The sequence below is a fragment of the Nonomuraea sp. NBC_00507 genome (assembly GCF_036013525.1).
Classification (GTDB): domain Bacteria; phylum Actinomycetota; class Actinomycetes; order Streptosporangiales; family Streptosporangiaceae; genus Nonomuraea.
Genome location: NZ_CP107853.1, coordinates 3,038,975 through 3,053,801 on the forward strand (window position 1 = coordinate 3,038,975; position 14,827 = coordinate 3,053,801).

The following is a 14,827-nucleotide window of genomic DNA, read 5'->3' on the forward strand; positions in this document are numbered from 1 at the left end:
GCGGCGCTAGATCATCCCAATATTGTCGGAAAAGTGACAATATGAAATCTATTTCAGTTGCATAACGCTGTATGTTGTCATGCTTGGTTCTCCAATATCTGTTCGCATATATCTTGCCCCGCATCATTGTGACTACTCACAATATGAACCTATTGTGCGCAGCATGCAACGCTTCGCATACAGACAGGTGTGACTCAGCGGGGCCGCGCCGTCTTCCCGTCAGGAGGCGGCGCGCTGCTGGGCGGTGATCCAGGTGGTCGAGAGATGGATCGCAGACAGCGCCCCCGGCGCGGGATGGTTGTCCAGGTGTGCCCGGCCGACCTGATTCGCCGGGAGCAGCAGCCACCGGGCCGCCGGCCGGGCTGAGGTCTGATCGGCTAGATGTTCCAGCACCACGAGCCTGTCGTATCGGGCCAATGGTGCGGCCTCGACGATCAGTAGCGGCTCCCGCGCGTGGCGGAGCTTCTCCTCCAGCTTGACAGCGGCGAGCGCGACGAGCTGGCGAAGGTTGGCTGCGTCCTGCGGTGCAGCGTCCGGTCGGTCCGAGCGGAGGACCAGAGTCCAGTCCACGCCGTGAGTCTGGGCGGTGGCGTGCATGGCGGTGAGAAGCTCGGCGGTGATGTCGATGACCTCGATGGCGAAGCTCTTCTGCAGTGCCTCGATTGCCTGCGGATACCAAGCTTGGTCCACATTGAGCGTGACGAATCCGCATTCGACAAGCGAGACCCTCATCCGGCGTTCGAAGTCGGCTGCGTTCCGGTTGCGGCTGCTGGCGGGACTCCGGGTACCGGGCTGATAACTGGTCGGCGGCAGGAGTGTGCTGGCACTGCCCTGCGGCTGGTACAGGGCACCGGTCCGCACCAGCGGCACCTTTGCCAGCCTGAGCAATGCATCGAGCTCGTCATGGCTCTCCGGAAGCGGCCCGACTGCCGGATAACGGGCAAGGATACGAGCCTTGAGTTGAGCCGCGGTCACACTGTGCCGGATTACGCCCAGCGAGGAAGCGAGAAGCTTCAGCGCCCGGCTTGCTTCCATCCGCCTCGGATAGATCTCGCCGAGGCTGTTGGCTGCTGCCCGATCCGATACCGAGGCCGCTAGGGTGGCCAGCTTCTCCGCGGGAAGCGCTGCCATACCGGGTGCGGTTCTCACCGCTCTCAGAGCGGTCTCCACCTGTGCCGGGGAAAGAAGCGGGTCCGCGTCGGCGAGTCGGTCAGCGGCCTTGCCCAGCCGGGCGGCGTAGTCCAGCAGATCTATCCCCTCGACAGCCTCGGGGTCGGTCGGGTCCTCCACCGCGATCATCGCACCGCCACTGACGCGGCGGTGCAGCAGTCGCGCGGATCCCCTCCGTTCTGACTCGACTTCGACAATGGCGCGGACCAGGCCGAGGGCCCGCTGGCGCCGTGCCGCGCCGGTCGTCGCCGAACCACGAGAGGTAAGCAGAGCCTCAGCGAGCAGGACGGCGGAGTTCACTCCGCCCGAATCCTCGGTCAAGGCAATCAGCTCGTTCCTGACCTGCGAGAGTTTCCTCGTCCATCCCTTACGGGCGTCCGGCACCACCTGGCCAACTCGTCCTGCGCTCACCCCGGCAGCCTTGCCGAGTTCAGCGTTTGAGGCCCAAGGGGTGTCGAGTGGGTCGAGGCCGAGGTAGAGCCGGAGAATCCGGAGCTCCGCGGTGGTCTCCTGCGGGGCCGTCTTGGTGCGCTTCGGCAGTAGCGACTCCAGCAGGGCATCGATGCTGCGTCGGGTATCGCCGTCCACGACGGCGGGTTGATCCTGCTGGAGGCGGGCCCGCCACTGTTTAGCACGCCGCCGGATCTCCTTCTTGGTGAGGTCGGCGATGCCGGATAGGCGGGACAATTCGAAGGCGTTTCGGGCAAGTAGATCCGCGACGGTCCTTACGTCGATCCGGTGGAGCGCGTCGACGGCCCGCGCGGTGAGGCCGGCGGCGGCGATGGTCGTCTCCAGGGTGGCCTCTGCGGCCAAGGCATCGAGTTCCTCGCCCGTGACCGGATTAACGCTGCCCTTGCCGGGGAGCGGCTCAGGCGCGGGGACCGCCGCGATGATCCGCTGCCACGCGGTCCGCATGCTCTCGAGGGAGTCGTGCCGGGACTTCACATCCCGTGCGAGAGCCGTACGGAAGAAGGAGATGAGTCCGTTCCTAGCCGGGCCTGGCTCGAAGACGGACTCATCGATGGTGACATCAGCGTCCACCGTCGCCGGGTGACTGGACCCGGTCCCATAGATGGGGGTCTGCCCGGTCGCCATCTCGTACATTGTGACCGCTGCGGCATAGCGCTCAGCCGCCGAGTCGTACTGGGGACGGTAGCGAGGGTGGAAGAAGGGGTCCAGATATGGTGGAGTTCCGACCTTGGTCTGCTCCAGTGGAGCTTTGGCCAGGGAGAAGTCGAAGAGTGTGAGATGGACTTCGTCGTTCTTGCCGAGCGGCCGGAAGGCTAGATTGTCCGGCTTGATGTCGCGGTGAGTGACTCCGGCGAGTTCTAGGGAGTGCAGGATCTCCAGCAGGTCGGTGCCCCAGCGGAGCAGGAAATCGAGCGACAGTCGGCCGCCACGGCGGATCATGGCGGCGAGGCTCTCTCGTCCCGCGTCCTCGAGCAGGATCGCGGTCCGATTTCCTACTTCTAGTGGCTCAGTGAGGATGCGGGCGATGCGGGCGTCGCGGGCGCTGGGGAGTACGGCGGCCTCGTCGAGCAGACGCTGGCGGGCGGCGTCCTCGTCAAGGGCGATCTTCAGCACGGCTTCGTCGTGAAATGAGTCCTTGACGAGAAGGGCGACGGCAGTTGACCCCTGTCCGAGGCGCTGCAACACCTCGAATCTGGTCGGCTCGTCCTTGGTGCCGAGGATGGCGCCCTGGCTGGCGACCAGTGGGTCGACCTTCGGGGTCACCTCACGCAATTCCGAGATGAGTTCCTCGACCGCCTGGGCGAACTGGTCCACGGACTCAGTACGCAGATCGGCGTCGCCGAGGGTCGCCTCGCGTACCAGATTCACCATCGTCTGCGAGGCTCCCGGCAGCTCCGCCGAGATGTCGAGGCCGCTCTCCCTGGCGATCCGCTGCAGGAGATCCTCGCTGGTTTCCGCAGGGGACTTCCCTGTGAAGATCAAGAAAGTCAAGGCCCCGAGGCCAAACACGTCTGCCGCTACGGCGTCGGAGTCGGAGCTGTGCAGGGTCTCCGGCGCCAGATACCCGTGTGCTGCCCTGTCGGTCAGTGCCTCCAATGTACGGGTCCCGGCTGTAGGCCCAGCCTGACCGGGAAGTATACGGCTCGCCGTATGCCAGTCACGCACACGCGCCCCGTACTTGTTCGGCGCGAGGGTCCGTACGTACACGGATAACGGGCTGAGTCGCCGGTGGACCAGACGCCTGGCATGGGCGTAGCGGAGCGTTCCAGCGAGAGTACGCACCAGTTCGATGCGCTGGTCCATCGAGAGGCGGTCAGCCTGCTGCCGCAGGAAATGATCGAGACGTACCTCGGTCGGGTCGTGCTTGAAGACAACCGCGGGGCCACGTTCATGTTCGTAGAACTCGATTGCCCGTGCGATGCCCGGATACGCAGCGTTCTCAAGGACTGAGTATTCCCGCTTGGCCGCGCGGAGAATCGCAGCCCGCTCCTCCTCTGTAGCGGCCTGATTGACCAGGTAGAAGCGGACTCGGCGGGCTTCTCCCAGAGAAGGGTGGTCGGCCAGGTGATCCTGCCAGCCCGGGCCCTCCGCTATAGGGTCCTCGGATACAAGGAGATTGCCGACCTGGCGGTACTTGATGCTCTTGCGCACTCCCGCCCGGTTGATCAGCCGGGCTAGCTCTGCCGAGCGCCTCCCGTCGATCAAGTCCCTGGTGCTCTGCGGTGCCTTAGCGAGCACGTCCTTGATGAGCTCGTCGAGACCGGCGGGACCCTGACCATCAATCCGGTACACGCCGGCTCGGCCTCGTGTGTCGAGCTGAACCGTGGTCTGGGGGTTGTGTAGCACGACCCCGGCATGGACGAAGGGCAGATTACGACCGCCTGCGTCGGCCAAGAGTTGCTTGAAATGCTTAGCCTTGGAGTCGGCGAGCAATCGCGGATTGTCCGTGGGACGGCGGTTGTGAAACCAGGTCTGGTAGTCCCCGGTGATTCGGCCCGACCAGTGTTTGAGTTCCAAGAGGTAGATGCCGCCACGACCGATAACCAGGAGGTCAACCTCGTACTGACGGTTGGTCTTCGTGGTGAAGGTGAAGTTGCTCCATGCCCTGTACGGATCGCTCTCGCTGAGCAACTCGCGGATCGCGGCCAGCCCGGCCCGTTCGTGGTCATGCTCCGAGGGCGTAACCTCAACCCAGCGTGTGCTTCCGGGTTCCACCGATCCCCCTTGATCTTCAGGTGTCGTCAAGTCTAGGCATGATCGGCGTTCCGTCATAGACGTACCTATGCGACACGGATGGCCCCAGTGAGACTGTCACCGCTGCTGTCCGGCTTCGATGGGGAGCATGAGTTGCCCGGACGGCACACGCCCACGGGATGGCAGCTAACCTCAAGTATTCAGCCGAGGCGGTAGCTGTGTTCTAGATCATGAGAAAAGGTGCCCCTGACCTGCAAGGATTTGGGTGTCGACGCCATATCCGCTGCAGAAGCAGGTGCACCTTTCTGGTGAGTGAGCGTACCGGGTGGACCGGCGGTTGTCTGTCACCGCTGATGGGAAAGGGTGCTGTTGCACAAGATCGCCGACCAGGTCGGGCTGACGGAGGCGCTCGGCGGGCTATGGTCGGGCGGGCAGAGCGCAACCTGGCGAGATCGCGCGCACGTGCTCCTCAGCCTGGCCACGGCGATCGTGTGCGGCGCGCGGAGCGTGCTGGAAGCCGAGCGGCTGCAAGCCCATCAGGCGGCGCTGTTCGGGGTCGTGCCGTCGGACTCCACTACCCGCCGCACGCTGGCCGGCCTGGATGAGGCGATGCTCACGCGCATCGCCAAGGCCAGGGCGAGGGTACGACGACACGTCTGGCAACTGCTGCACCTGCGCCCGAGCGGCTTCCCCTGGCTGACGGTCGCGGGTAAACGGCTGAGGGGATGGATCGTCATCGACATCGACGCCACCATCATCACCTCGGCCTCGGACAAGAGCGGGGCGGCGGTCACGTTCAAGAAGACCTATGGTTTTCACCCGCTGGCCTGCTGGTGCGCCAACACCCAGGAATCGCTGGCGATGCTGCTGCGGGCCGGGAACGCGGGCAGCAACACCGTCGCCGACCACCTGCGCGTACTCACCGACGCACTCGCCCAGATCCCGAACTCCTGCCAGGCCAAGATCCTCGTCCGCGTCGACGGCGCGGGCGCCACCCACGACCTGCTGACCCACCTAGAAGGGCTGAACACCACCCGCCGCACGGTGCGGTATCTGGTCGGCTGGACCATCACCGACGCCGATGAGCAGGCCATCGCCCGCCTGCCCGCCACCGCCTGGCAAGACTCACTCGATCAGGACGGCGACCTGCAGCAGGGCTATCACGTGGCGGAGCTGACCGGCCTGAACCGGCGCGCCGCTTGGCCGGACGGCATGCGACTGCTGGTCCGCCGGGTCCGCCCCTCGGCCCGCCATCGCAAGAACCTCACCGCCTTCGAGATGCGGACCGGCTGGAAGTACTCCATCATCGCCACCAACATCGGCCGCATGTGGGGCATCGCCGGCTCCCACCACCCCCAATGGCTGGACGCGCTGGCCCGCGCACACGCGGTGGTCGAGGACCGGGTCCGCGCCGGCAAGGCGATGGGCCTGCGCAACCTGCCCAGCCAGGACTGGACCGTCAACTCCGGGTGGATACTGGCCGCCAACCTCGGCCACGACCTGGACTGCTGGATCCGCCTGCTGACCCTGCACGACCAGGCCGGCCTGGAACGCGCCGAGCCGGACACCATGCGCTACCGGTTCTACCACCTGCCCGCCCGCCTGGCCGCCCACGCCCGGCACCGTCACCTGCGGATTGAACGCAGCTGGCCCTGGGCCCAGGCATTCGTTCTGGCCTGGCAGCGCCTCACCCAGCTACCGGCCCTCGCCTGAGCGCCGGACCCTCACCTCAACGACCAGGAAGGAGCCCAGCCCCGGGCCCGTGGAACCCGGCGCCCCCGCAGCGACATGCGACGGCCCGCCCCAACCGCGCAGGGGACATAACGGGCAAGACCGCGAACTCGATGAACGTCAACAAGCCCCTGACGAATCGAGGTTAACTTGCCTCTGCCCACCATCGTGTGCTGCCGAACTACGAAGTCGCCCGAGGATGAAGGCCTACTCAACTGCTCCCTTTCATAACTTCTCACTTTCGGTCCGGCCCATCTGATGATCAGGTACCGGGCATCATGATTAGATGGCGGCGATCAGGGAATCTGACCAAGAGGTCGGCTCCACAATACTATTAGAGTCTAACTTCGATACCCTAAAGAATAAGGTGCCTCGTGTTGACTACACTTGCCTTGGCGGGTAGTGCATCTCTCAAAGACTTGATAGTCACCGGATTGGTGACTGGCATTATATCCGTCGCAACCACTCTCATCCTCGCACGGCTTACATTTAAGTTCGTGAAAAAGCCAGAACTGCAGGTAACACTCAACAATAAGTTGAAGGAGTTGGAGCATGCTCACGAATTGAAAAAGGACGAAATTAGTGCAAGCGTAAGAGCTGAGCTGGAAGCGGAGCAAGAGCGACGCAAGGAAGATCGGAGCGAACAGGTGCGGCGACAAGTGGTGGCATTGGCGGGCCCCATGCTTGGATCGGTCCGGGACTTGATTGCTCGGCTTGACAATATTCTCGAACACTCCGGCCACGGCCCCCTTCACCAGGACTGGGATGAGAGGAAGCCGTCCGCGTGGTCTAATACACACGACTATTTTATGAGTTCGACACTGTACGTATTCGGTCGATACTTTGCTTGGGTTCAAGTCCTAAGAGCCCGTCTAGGGCCAGACGAATATGTGCCCCAGCCGGACAAAGACGCTTTGCTTGACTGTGTGCAGAGTGCCGCCAATGCACTTTCGAGTTTTCCGGCTCCATACAATAAGAGCGGCTGTCTCGATAGAGATACTCAGGTGTTCTCCTGGCAACAAGCTGCGATGGGTGAGGTGCTGATTAGGCAAGGTCCGGATCAGGCATCGGTTTGCGGATATTCCAACTTTCTGGATGAAAGGGATAGGATTAGCGTTCACTTCGAACCACTACGGGCATTGCTGCTTGATCTAGGACCGCACCCAGACGGAAACTGCCGTTGGCTCAGGCTAGTCTCAGCAAGAGATGGGCTAATTACAGTACGCGACGAATGTAAACGAATCCTGGAAGTATAGCTTGCTTGCTTCCGGCACCCCAAATGAATCATTTTCCTGAATACAGGGGAACGATCTACGCGTTGGTGGTTCCTCTTCCCATAGTACGCCCGATCATTTCAATAGATATTTCTAGCGGAACACGCTGTAGCTCTGGTAGCCCTTCCACCGCCGTGGTCAGGGTCCGATGCATAAGGTGGGACCCCACTCTGTATGCCGACAGGATGGCGATTGCAGCAATGTCTAGATCGGCGACGTCGACAGGAGATGCAGCGTTGGCCCACAGTCGCCTGTTTGCCATCGCCAGTTCCATTGCACGTGCATAATTGGCCGCCATGGTTGTGAGATGTTGAGTAACAGACGCCGCGGTACCTTGTTGGTCATCGCGCGATAGGAGATTTCGGGCAATCTCCCAGTATGCGCGAATGGGAGTGCCGAGTGCACCCACTGGCACTACACCAACTCGGTTAGGAGATCGCTCGGAGATGGTCCAAAGTGTCTCGACATACCGAGTGCCCCGCTCTCTTGTTGTTGCGGCAGCAGTTAGTAGGAGATAGGCCTGCTGCTGCGGGTTCAGAATAGATTGCGATGGCCTTTCTGATTGGGTATCAGATGACGGCTCTATCCCATTGAATCGCCCGAGTTCATCAATCGATCTGGCCAACTGACTTCGATCCATCTGTTCGGGGGCCAAAGCTGCCAATAGGAACGTCCCGTAGCTATATCCGAGGCCTTGCCAAATGCTCCCTGCTTTCAGAAGAAGCGACAAAGCACGGTTGTAATCGAAAAAGAGAGCCCACTGGCCCGCAAGACGTAGAGAGGAGGCGATGTCGGTCAAGTTAGCGGCGTATAGATCAGGTTCTTGTGATTGATTGCTGTGGTGTTCTTCCACATGAGAGGCGTACGACTCAAAGAAATCAACGGCAACGCGTGCATGCTCTGCGTCAATCTGTAGCCATTCCAGGTGGCGTGCCACCATTTAGATCAACTCCCGAATATTGCTCAGACTTTCTGGTGGCGTGAAGCGCGGATTGAGGTATTGCCACTCCTTTATCAGGTCACGATCAGCGCGATTCCACGTCCATTTCTGGCAATCGCGAATATGATTAGCGGGAAGGTTAATCTTGGCGACTACTTCGCCTTCGGTTTGATAGTCTGAATATCTGCGATATACATTGAGATCGCGGACTTCCTCGCCAACGCTCTCAACCTCGACCGCTGGTCGCGGTGCTACTACTAGCCAGCAGGTGAATAGGTAAGCGGTATCCCTGCTTCCGAACTCCGTTCCGAACCACAACGCTGTGCGGCGAGCCGAATGCATATAATTAGTTTTGGCGATCGCATCCCGCTCTACTGCGCCAGAGGTTAGAGAGATAAAAGGTGTTTCTTCGCAGAAGGGCAGCCCGGTGGTGGGGTCTGGAGCGTCAAAGTGATTGACATGAAAGTCGAGATTGATATCGGTAAGCTTGTTGCATATTTCATTTGGTCGGATAGTACCAACCTTGCGCCACCAATTGCATATCAGGCCATCTCGTGAATCAATGATACGTCGAGCATGTGCGTCGCTCGGTAGCCACATTCCCTTAATGCACCATTGTATGATCACGCAAATACTCCCAAGTCGATTAAGTCGCCCACAACTTAGAAGCCACAATACTCACTTGAGGTAATCGGGTACCTCGAGTCGGAGAAGACCGTATTGATGTTTTGTTAATTTGAGTCACTTAGGGCAAGTAAGTTAGGGCTTTGTTAGCTCTGTCTGGAGCAGGTTTGGGACGACCCATCCCGATCCTATGCAAGTACAAGCGTCTCCGCACGCAGAGTACACAGGTTGAATTCGTAGGGTCGGTCATGGGTTTGCCAGGTTGTCGAGGGTGAGCCCGGTCTGGGTCAGGCAGCCGGTGAGCAGATGGGGCCGGTACTGGATCTTCTTCAGCTTGCGTTTCACGATCCGGACGAGTCCAGGCATGTCCGCGACGACGAAGTTGGCCAGGGCCCGCCGGAGAAGAGACCAGACGCCCACAACGGGATTCAGCTCGGGGCGCGTAAGCAGGCAACTGGACGATACGCGGCCAGTCGGCGTGCTCGGTGGCGACGTGCGCGAGCTGGCCGGCCAGATGCACGTTCAAGTTGTCCCAGCACCACACCAGCGGCGCGCCCAAGTGCTGGTGGGTGGCCACGATCAGGTCCCGGTAGTCGATCCAGGAGAAGGACTTGGGTTCGCCTTTGCGGCCTCGGTAGATGTGCAGGCGGTAGAACAGATGCGGCCGCTCGCCGTCCCGGTAGGCCACGACGCCGGCCATGTTCACCCGGCCCGAGCCCTTGCCGCGTACTGTCACCACTGGCCGGGCACCGACCGGCGCCCAGGTGCGTCCCTTCGGCGGCATCAGCCCCTGCCCGGCCTCGTCTTCGAAGCAGATATAGGCGCCCAGGTCCGCCGCGGTGCTTTACTGCCGGCCACACCTCAGTCTTCCAAGCCGCGATGGCCTCTCGTCCCGTTCCAGGGCCCGCCGGATCGGTACCTGCACCGACCAGCCGTGCCGGTGCAGCAGCTTGCCCACGCCCTCGATGGTGTTACCGATGCGGAACAACCGCCCGATCAAGCCAGGCTTTGCGTGTTCGTCCGCCAGCCGCTGTCCCTCGATCATAGGTTGTCCTGCGGTCACAGCCGGGTTGATACGGAAGAGCCGGTCTGGTGGGCTTGCCTGGGTCGATGACGTGCGAGGTGATCAGGTTCCACCCCAGCCGCTCCACAAGCCCGATCCGTGCGAGGTGATCACCTCGGGCCGGAGATCCCCGCCAGAGACAGGTTCTAACCGTCGCCGGCTGTGGCGAGTTCGGCTCCTGCGTGGAATTTGCCCTGTGATGAGCTTCGATCGTTAGGGCTGTTCTGCATGGCGGCTCAGCGCGTAGGCGGCGCGGGCCGCGACCGGCCGGAGAGCCGCAGCGCGGCCCGCTGGCCGCCCGGACGCGCGGCGGGCCGCAGGCGGCACGCCTTTAAAAACCGTGGAGAAAAGTCTCATCGAGTCGATCTAGCGCATCGATCGAACGTGATCGAACGCGCGATCGAACACCGATCTATCGTGTCTCTGAGCTGCCAAGTGCGCGCTGGCTCGGGCCCGGTGCTTACCGCGAGAGTGCCGCGTCGCACCTGCGCGTGCCGCGGATCCCGTCAGTGGGAGATGCCTTTCGCCCCGTAGGCCTGGTCTGGGCTAGTCGCTGGAAGGATTGTCGCTCGTGGTGCTGGATTCGGTGCGCTGGCCGACGAAGCTGCCCAGATTGGGGATCGTGTAGATGAGCTTTTCGGCGCGCAGTTGCTGCATGGCCTTGCGGAGGGTGCCGCGGGCCACGCCGAACTCCTGCATCAGCCGCACCTCGGACAGTAGGTGTTTGGGCGGGTAGGTGCCGTCGCTGATCCGCTGGCGTAGTGCGTCGGCGATCTGCTCCCACCTGAAGCGATCGGGCTCGAACTCCATCACTCTCTAACCATAGAAATACCTGCACATACGACTCGTTCCAACCCATGTCTTGTCATGGCATGGACAGGGATGGACAGGCTGGCTACAGTGGCGGTATGGCGATACCCAGCTATGACTTGGACGTGCTTCGTGCAGCCTTCCCTGCCTGGTCGCTCTTCCGCAGTGACGCGGGTGTGTTCTACGGGACCCGGCGTGGTGTCCGCCTCCGGGATGCCGACATCGACAAGGGGCTACGGCAGACGGTAAGCGCAGACGACGTCGACACCTTCGTGTCCCTGCTCGTGGATCAAGGCCGAAAGGTGGTGAGCTCGTGAGTTGTCCGCCTTCGCACTTCGAGTATCACAGTCTGCACGTGGCGACCCCTCAGGCACAGCCCGTGCGGGTGAAGTGGTCGCCGAGTGTACCCCGCGCCGATCGGCTACGGATCCGCGAGCACACGTGCGCCTGCACGTATCCGATGTTCGAGCTTTCTACGGCGGCCGGCCTGTGGTTCGTCCGACGCATCTCGGACGAGAACTCCGCGGTCATCGTCGAGAGCCCCTGGATGTCAGCCAGCGCTGCTCGGGACCTGTGGCTGCAGATCGTCACAGGCCAGGCGGAATGAGACGGGGTACGGGCGGACGCGGTTTCCACGGTCGTTCGCCGTCAGCCAACCGCTGTATGGACGTACTCCGGGGGCGACGAGGGAGCGTCGGCATGTTGGCAGCAGTGCTGCTCGCGGTCCTTGCGCGGAGTCCTGCTCTACTCGCCGGACTTCTCGCGGAACCGTTCCATGATCCGCTCCGCTTCGGCTTCGCTGATCTCGACCAGTTCCTCGCTGGACTCGCCGTGTCGCCATTCCCAGATCACATCGCTGTCATGCCATTGCAAGTCCCGCTGGAAGGCCTCATCCACGATCCCGCCCTCTGGAAGGAAGCGCCGCCGGGCCAAGCCGCTGGGGTTCTCGCGGGTATGGCCCCAAAGCAGCAACGCGTAATACGTCACCCGCTCTTTCAACGGAATCATCTGCCCTTCTTCACATAGGGGATCTCGGCAGCTCCTGGCGGCACCGGGACGGACTCGAAGACCTGTTTCTCGTACTTCTCCAGGCGTTCCCGGTCCTTGGGGCCCAGGTTCTGCCTGTACTCGTATACCTCGTGGGTCACCTCCTTCGCCCAGAGGCTCGACGGCGTGTGGATCTGTAACTCGAACAGTTGCCCGTCGGGGCCGCGCCATCGTGTGTTGACACCTTTGTAGCCTGACGGATCGCTCCATGCTGGCTTCTGTAGGACCAGCTCGAATCTCTGCCGTTTCAGGGCGGCCATGGTGTCAGCGACGCCCTTGGCGTACCGATCGTCGCTGAAGGTGAACGTGTAGCGGATCGCATCGTGCATGTCATCGCGAATGATGGTCTCGGGGGCTTTCCCCGGCTCTGCCTTAGCGATCAGCTTCGCAAGTTTCTCCTTGTAGCGGTCCGGGCTCTTGAGGACGTGTTCTGGGAAACCTGCCATGTCCGCGCCAAGCTCTCGAGCTGCCGCCTGAACGCCCGGCGATATTCGCCGCTCTGCCTTCCGCGCCTGGTCCAGGGCCTGATCTGCCAGTGAGTTTGCGTCCGGCCCCAGGGTTTGCCCCTTCCACTCCCATGTCCCTTCAGGAGTGATGCGGGAGGGAGCGGCCTGCGGCCCTGCCCTTGCCTTGGCTACCTTGATCAGGTCTGAGATTTTGCTGACGGCGGTCGCGGCCTTGCTCGCCCCAGACGCCGCGCTGCTTCCGCCCGCCGTGGCGGCGGCCAACAGGATGTCCGGGGTGAGGCGGCCGAAGGCACGCTCGGGGTTGGTGGTCCAGGTGTCCCAGTCCGTGATGGCCTTGAGGAGCTCGGTCGGGTGCCGGATCCCGTAGATCAGGCCGTGCGCGCTGTCCTCGACCTGTCGCTGCCAGCCATCCGGGTCAAGGGTCTTGCGTACCTCGGAGAACTCCCACAGCATCCCCGCGAGCCCGGCCGTGCCCTCGAAGGCGCCCTTGGCCACCTCAGCCGCGGGGTTGCCAGAGTTCTGGTCCAGGTCGAAAAGGGCCTGCGCCTGTTGGGCGAGGCGGTCCCAGAAACCGCCGACCGTGGGGAGCGTTTGCCGGGGGCGAACAGCTCCGAATTGACGAACACCGGCTGGCCCGCCTGTACGGCCGGATCATGCGCCACCAGGCGTTCCAGCAGCACCACGCGCCGGTGGATGTCTGGGATCTGCTGCTCGGCCCAGCCGGCGATTCTCCGTATCGTGTCGGCATGCGTGGTGGCCAGGCCGGCGTGACGCAGCAGGCTCCAGAGCTCGTTCCCGGCGGACTCCAGCGTGGAGTTGGCTCTGCGGAGTTCGTCCTCCAGCGCCCTTACGCCGTCGGGCACCATGCCGTCGATGTCCACCGGGGCTACTCCGGGGTGCGGGCGAGCAAGGTGCGCAGGTCGTCGACCGCCGACGTACACGCACTGATCAAGGCTTGTCTCTGTGCCGCCAGCTCGCTGCCGAAACGGTCGGCTGCCGGGCCTGTCCAGATGCGCTGGCCCATCAGCCCCACCGACCGGTCCAGGCCGGCCCTCGCCTGGCCGGTCAGTTCCTCTGCCCGCCGCAGCGCCTGCGCGATCTGCTCTCGCGTCATGGGACCCGCTCCCTGGCTTATCGGACGCTCCGCTCGTTCTGAACGTGATGCAAGCGCCATTCCAGAGGCATCCCGGAGGGGGCGACAAGCCGGTTCGCAAACTCGGTCTCGTTCCTTGGCCACCCTCGCTACGAAGGTCGGCGGGTCAGAGCGCTGACCCGCTTCGTCAGGGGTGCATGGCGTCGCGGACCTTGGCGGTGTCGACGAACTGCTCGAAGCGCACGATCAGCCCGCCGCGCACCGTGAAGTGGTGGGCCACGCGGACGTCGAGCGGCTTGCCGGTGGCCTTGTTGGTGGCGGTGTAGCGGGCGAGGACGACGACGTCTTCGCCGTCGACGACGTAGGTGTCGTCGTGGACGATCCAATCGGACCACTCGGTGGCGAGCTTCTCCATCACGTTCGAGGTCACACCCTCCGGCGTGCGATAGGTGCCCGCGAGGGGGAAGCCGGCCATCTCCGTCCACTCCACGTCCGGGGCGAGTGCGGCACGCAGGGCCTCGAGGTCACCGGCCGCGGAGGCCAGATACTGGCGGCGTACCACGTCAGCGGGGGCGGCGAGGCCGGTGGTGTGCTCCGTCATGTCGCCTCAGCCCCAGGTCATCTCGCCCGTGGCGACCTTGGCGCCGATCTGCGCCGCGATCAGCATGCCGTGGGCGGGGTGGCGGGCCACCAGCGCCTCGGTCAGCGCGGCGCCGTCCGCGGCCTTGGCCAGCTCCTCCTCGAAGGCGACCAGGTACTCGCGCGTGCCGGCGATGGCACTGGCGTCGGCGGGGGCCGTGGGCAGCCGGTGTCCGGGCACGACGAGCTGTGGCTCGAGCGCGGCCATGTCGTCCAGCAGGGCGATCCAAGCGGCACGCTGCTCGGCCTTCGGGGTGTCGGCGACCCATACGTGCTCCCCGGCGAAGAGCAGCACGCCGCCGAGGATGGCGCGGTGCTCGGCCTGCCACAGGTAGTGGCGGTCCGGCAGTTCGGCGACGCCGCCCTTGAGCTCGAATCGGTGGTCTTCGAAGGTGATGTCGCCGGTCAGCGGGGTGAGGCCGACCAGCCGGGTGGGCAGGTTCGCGCCGGCGGCCGCCCAGGCCTTCAGCTTGCCTTCGTACGAGTGCTGGATGTGTTCGATGACGTGCTCGGTGGCGATGAACTCGGCGCCGGGGAAGGCGTCGGCGATGACTTCGGCGCCGAAGTAGAAGTCCGGGTCGCCGTGGCTGATGAAGACGGTGGTGAGCTGCTTGCCGGAGTCCAGGATTTCGGCGGCCAGCCGGTGGCCGTCGGCCCGGGTGAAGCCGGCGTCGACGAGCAGGGCCTCGTTCTCGCCGATGACCAGGGTGGCCGTCTTGTTCTTGCTGCCGACGGGGAAGTCCAGGTCGAAGATCTTGAATTCGAGCGTGCTCATGGAGTCCTTCTTCAAGGGTGGGGGAGAGG

15 protein-coding genes and 1 pseudogene are annotated in these 14,827 nt (G+C 63.2%); 4 read left to right on the forward strand and 12 right to left on the reverse strand.

Going from position 1 to position 14,827, the window contains the following annotated elements; translation table 11 throughout:
* Positions 1-219 precede the first annotated feature (219 nt).
* Entirely contained in the window at positions 220-4,386 is a 4,167-nt protein-coding gene (pglW, locus tag OHA25_RS15315) for a BREX system serine/threonine kinase PglW (protein WP_327588230.1), read from the reverse strand.
* Positions 4,387-4,698: 312 nt separating this feature from the next.
* Between pglW and OHA25_RS15320 the strand changes: the two genes are divergently transcribed.
* Both OHA25_RS15320 and OHA25_RS15325 read left to right on the forward strand, forming a co-directional pair.
* Positions 4,699-6,048, forward strand: coding sequence for an IS1380 family transposase (locus OHA25_RS15320; protein WP_327588231.1), 1,350 nt, complete (start codon positions 4,699-4,701; stop codon positions 6,046-6,048).
* Between the two features lie 515 nt (positions 6,049-6,563).
* Entirely contained in the window at positions 6,564-7,322 is a 759-nt protein-coding gene (locus OHA25_RS15325) for a hypothetical protein (protein WP_327588232.1), read from the forward strand.
* A gap of 55 nt (positions 7,323-7,377) precedes the next feature.
* Here OHA25_RS15325 and OHA25_RS15330 read toward each other — a convergent pair whose 3' ends face one another.
* From OHA25_RS15330 to OHA25_RS15350, 6 genes and pseudogenes are all read right to left on the reverse strand, one after another.
* On the reverse strand, positions 7,378-8,280 hold the full coding sequence (locus OHA25_RS15330) for a hypothetical protein (RefSeq protein WP_327588233.1): 903 nt from the start codon (positions 8,278-8,280) through the stop codon (positions 7,378-7,380).
* On the reverse strand, positions 8,281-8,907 hold the full coding sequence (locus tag OHA25_RS15335; protein WP_327588234.1) for a hypothetical protein: 627 nt from the start codon (positions 8,905-8,907) through the stop codon (positions 8,281-8,283).
* Positions 8,908-9,150: 243 nt separating this feature from the next.
* The gene (locus OHA25_RS15340; protein WP_327588235.1) at positions 9,151-9,324 is read right to left on the reverse strand and encodes a hypothetical protein; all 174 of its coding nucleotides are present in this window, start codon (positions 9,322-9,324) and stop codon (positions 9,151-9,153) included.
* Between the two features lie 28 nt (positions 9,325-9,352).
* Positions 9,353-9,733 (reverse strand): annotated as a pseudogene (locus OHA25_RS61335) (IS630 family transposase); the annotation flags it as partial.
* A gap of 15 nt (positions 9,734-9,748) precedes the next feature.
* Positions 9,749-9,949, reverse strand: coding sequence for a helix-turn-helix domain-containing protein (locus tag OHA25_RS15345; protein WP_327588236.1), 201 nt, complete (start codon positions 9,947-9,949; stop codon positions 9,749-9,751).
* Between the two features lie 564 nt (positions 9,950-10,513).
* Complete coding sequence (locus tag OHA25_RS15350; RefSeq protein WP_327590983.1) at positions 10,514-10,777, reverse strand: winged helix-turn-helix domain-containing protein; 264 nt, start codon at positions 10,775-10,777, stop codon at positions 10,514-10,516.
* Between the two features lie 98 nt (positions 10,778-10,875).
* Here OHA25_RS15350 and OHA25_RS15355 point away from each other — a divergent pair, with 98 nt between their 5' ends.
* Both OHA25_RS15355 and OHA25_RS15360 read left to right on the forward strand, forming a co-directional pair.
* Positions 10,876-11,094 carry a hypothetical protein gene (locus tag OHA25_RS15355; protein WP_327588237.1) on the forward strand — a complete coding sequence of 73 codons (219 nt, stop codon included), beginning with the start codon at positions 10,876-10,878 and terminating at the stop codon, positions 11,092-11,094.
* Between the two features lie 38 nt (positions 11,095-11,132).
* Entirely contained in the window at positions 11,133-11,384 is a 252-nt protein-coding gene (locus OHA25_RS15360; protein ID WP_327588238.1) for a hypothetical protein, read from the forward strand.
* 137 nt (positions 11,385-11,521) lie between these two features.
* Here OHA25_RS15360 and OHA25_RS15365 read toward each other — a convergent pair whose 3' ends face one another.
* The 5 genes from OHA25_RS15365 to OHA25_RS15385 all read right to left on the reverse strand — a co-directional run bounded on the left by OHA25_RS15365 (position 11,522) and on the right by OHA25_RS15385 (position 14,798).
* The gene (locus OHA25_RS15365; RefSeq protein ID WP_327588239.1) at positions 11,522-11,785 is read right to left on the reverse strand and encodes a hypothetical protein; all 264 of its coding nucleotides are present in this window, start codon (positions 11,783-11,785) and stop codon (positions 11,522-11,524) included.
* Positions 11,782-12,786, reverse strand: coding sequence for a hypothetical protein (locus OHA25_RS15370; protein ID WP_327588240.1), 1,005 nt, complete (start codon positions 12,784-12,786; stop codon positions 11,782-11,784). Before OHA25_RS15370 ends, OHA25_RS15365 begins: the two co-directional genes overlap by 4 nt.
* A 391-nt stretch (positions 12,787-13,177) precedes the next feature.
* On the reverse strand, positions 13,178-13,405 hold the full coding sequence (locus tag OHA25_RS15375; protein ID WP_327588241.1) for a hypothetical protein: 228 nt from the start codon (positions 13,403-13,405) through the stop codon (positions 13,178-13,180).
* Positions 13,406-13,571: 166 nt separating this feature from the next.
* Positions 13,572-13,985, reverse strand: a complete 414-nt coding sequence (locus tag OHA25_RS15380; protein WP_327588242.1) for a nuclear transport factor 2 family protein — start codon at positions 13,983-13,985, stop codon at positions 13,572-13,574.
* A 6-nt stretch (positions 13,986-13,991) separates the two neighbouring features.
* Positions 13,992-14,798, reverse strand: a complete 807-nt coding sequence (locus OHA25_RS15385) for an MBL fold metallo-hydrolase (protein ID WP_327588243.1) — start codon at positions 14,796-14,798, stop codon at positions 13,992-13,994.
* Positions 14,799-14,827: the final 29 nt, after the last annotated feature.

Coding starts and splice junctions, on each gene's coding strand:
- OHA25_RS15350 (WP_327590983.1), bottom strand. CDS start 10,777: ATGGAGTTCGAGCCCGATCGCTTCAGGTGGGAGCAGATCGCCGACGCA.
- OHA25_RS15330 (WP_327588233.1), bottom strand. CDS start 8,280: ATGGTGGCACGCCACCTGGAATGGCTACAGATTGACGCAGAGCATGCA.
- OHA25_RS15380 (WP_327588242.1), bottom strand. CDS start 13,985: ATGACGGAGCACACCACCGGCCTCGCCGCCCCCGCTGACGTGGTACGC.
- OHA25_RS15365 (WP_327588239.1), bottom strand. CDS start 11,785: ATGATTCCGTTGAAAGAGCGGGTGACGTATTACGCGTTGCTGCTTTGG.
- OHA25_RS15345 (WP_327588236.1), bottom strand. CDS start 9,949: ATGATCGAGGGACAGCGGCTGGCGGACGAACACGCAAAGCCTGGCTTG.
- OHA25_RS15375 (WP_327588241.1), bottom strand. CDS start 13,405: ATGACGCGAGAGCAGATCGCGCAGGCGCTGCGGCGGGCAGAGGAACTG.
- OHA25_RS15355 (WP_327588237.1), top strand. CDS start 10,876: ATGGCGATACCCAGCTATGACTTGGACGTGCTTCGTGCAGCCTTCCCT.
- OHA25_RS15385 (WP_327588243.1), bottom strand. CDS start 14,798: ATGAGCACGCTCGAATTCAAGATCTTCGACCTGGACTTCCCCGTCGGC.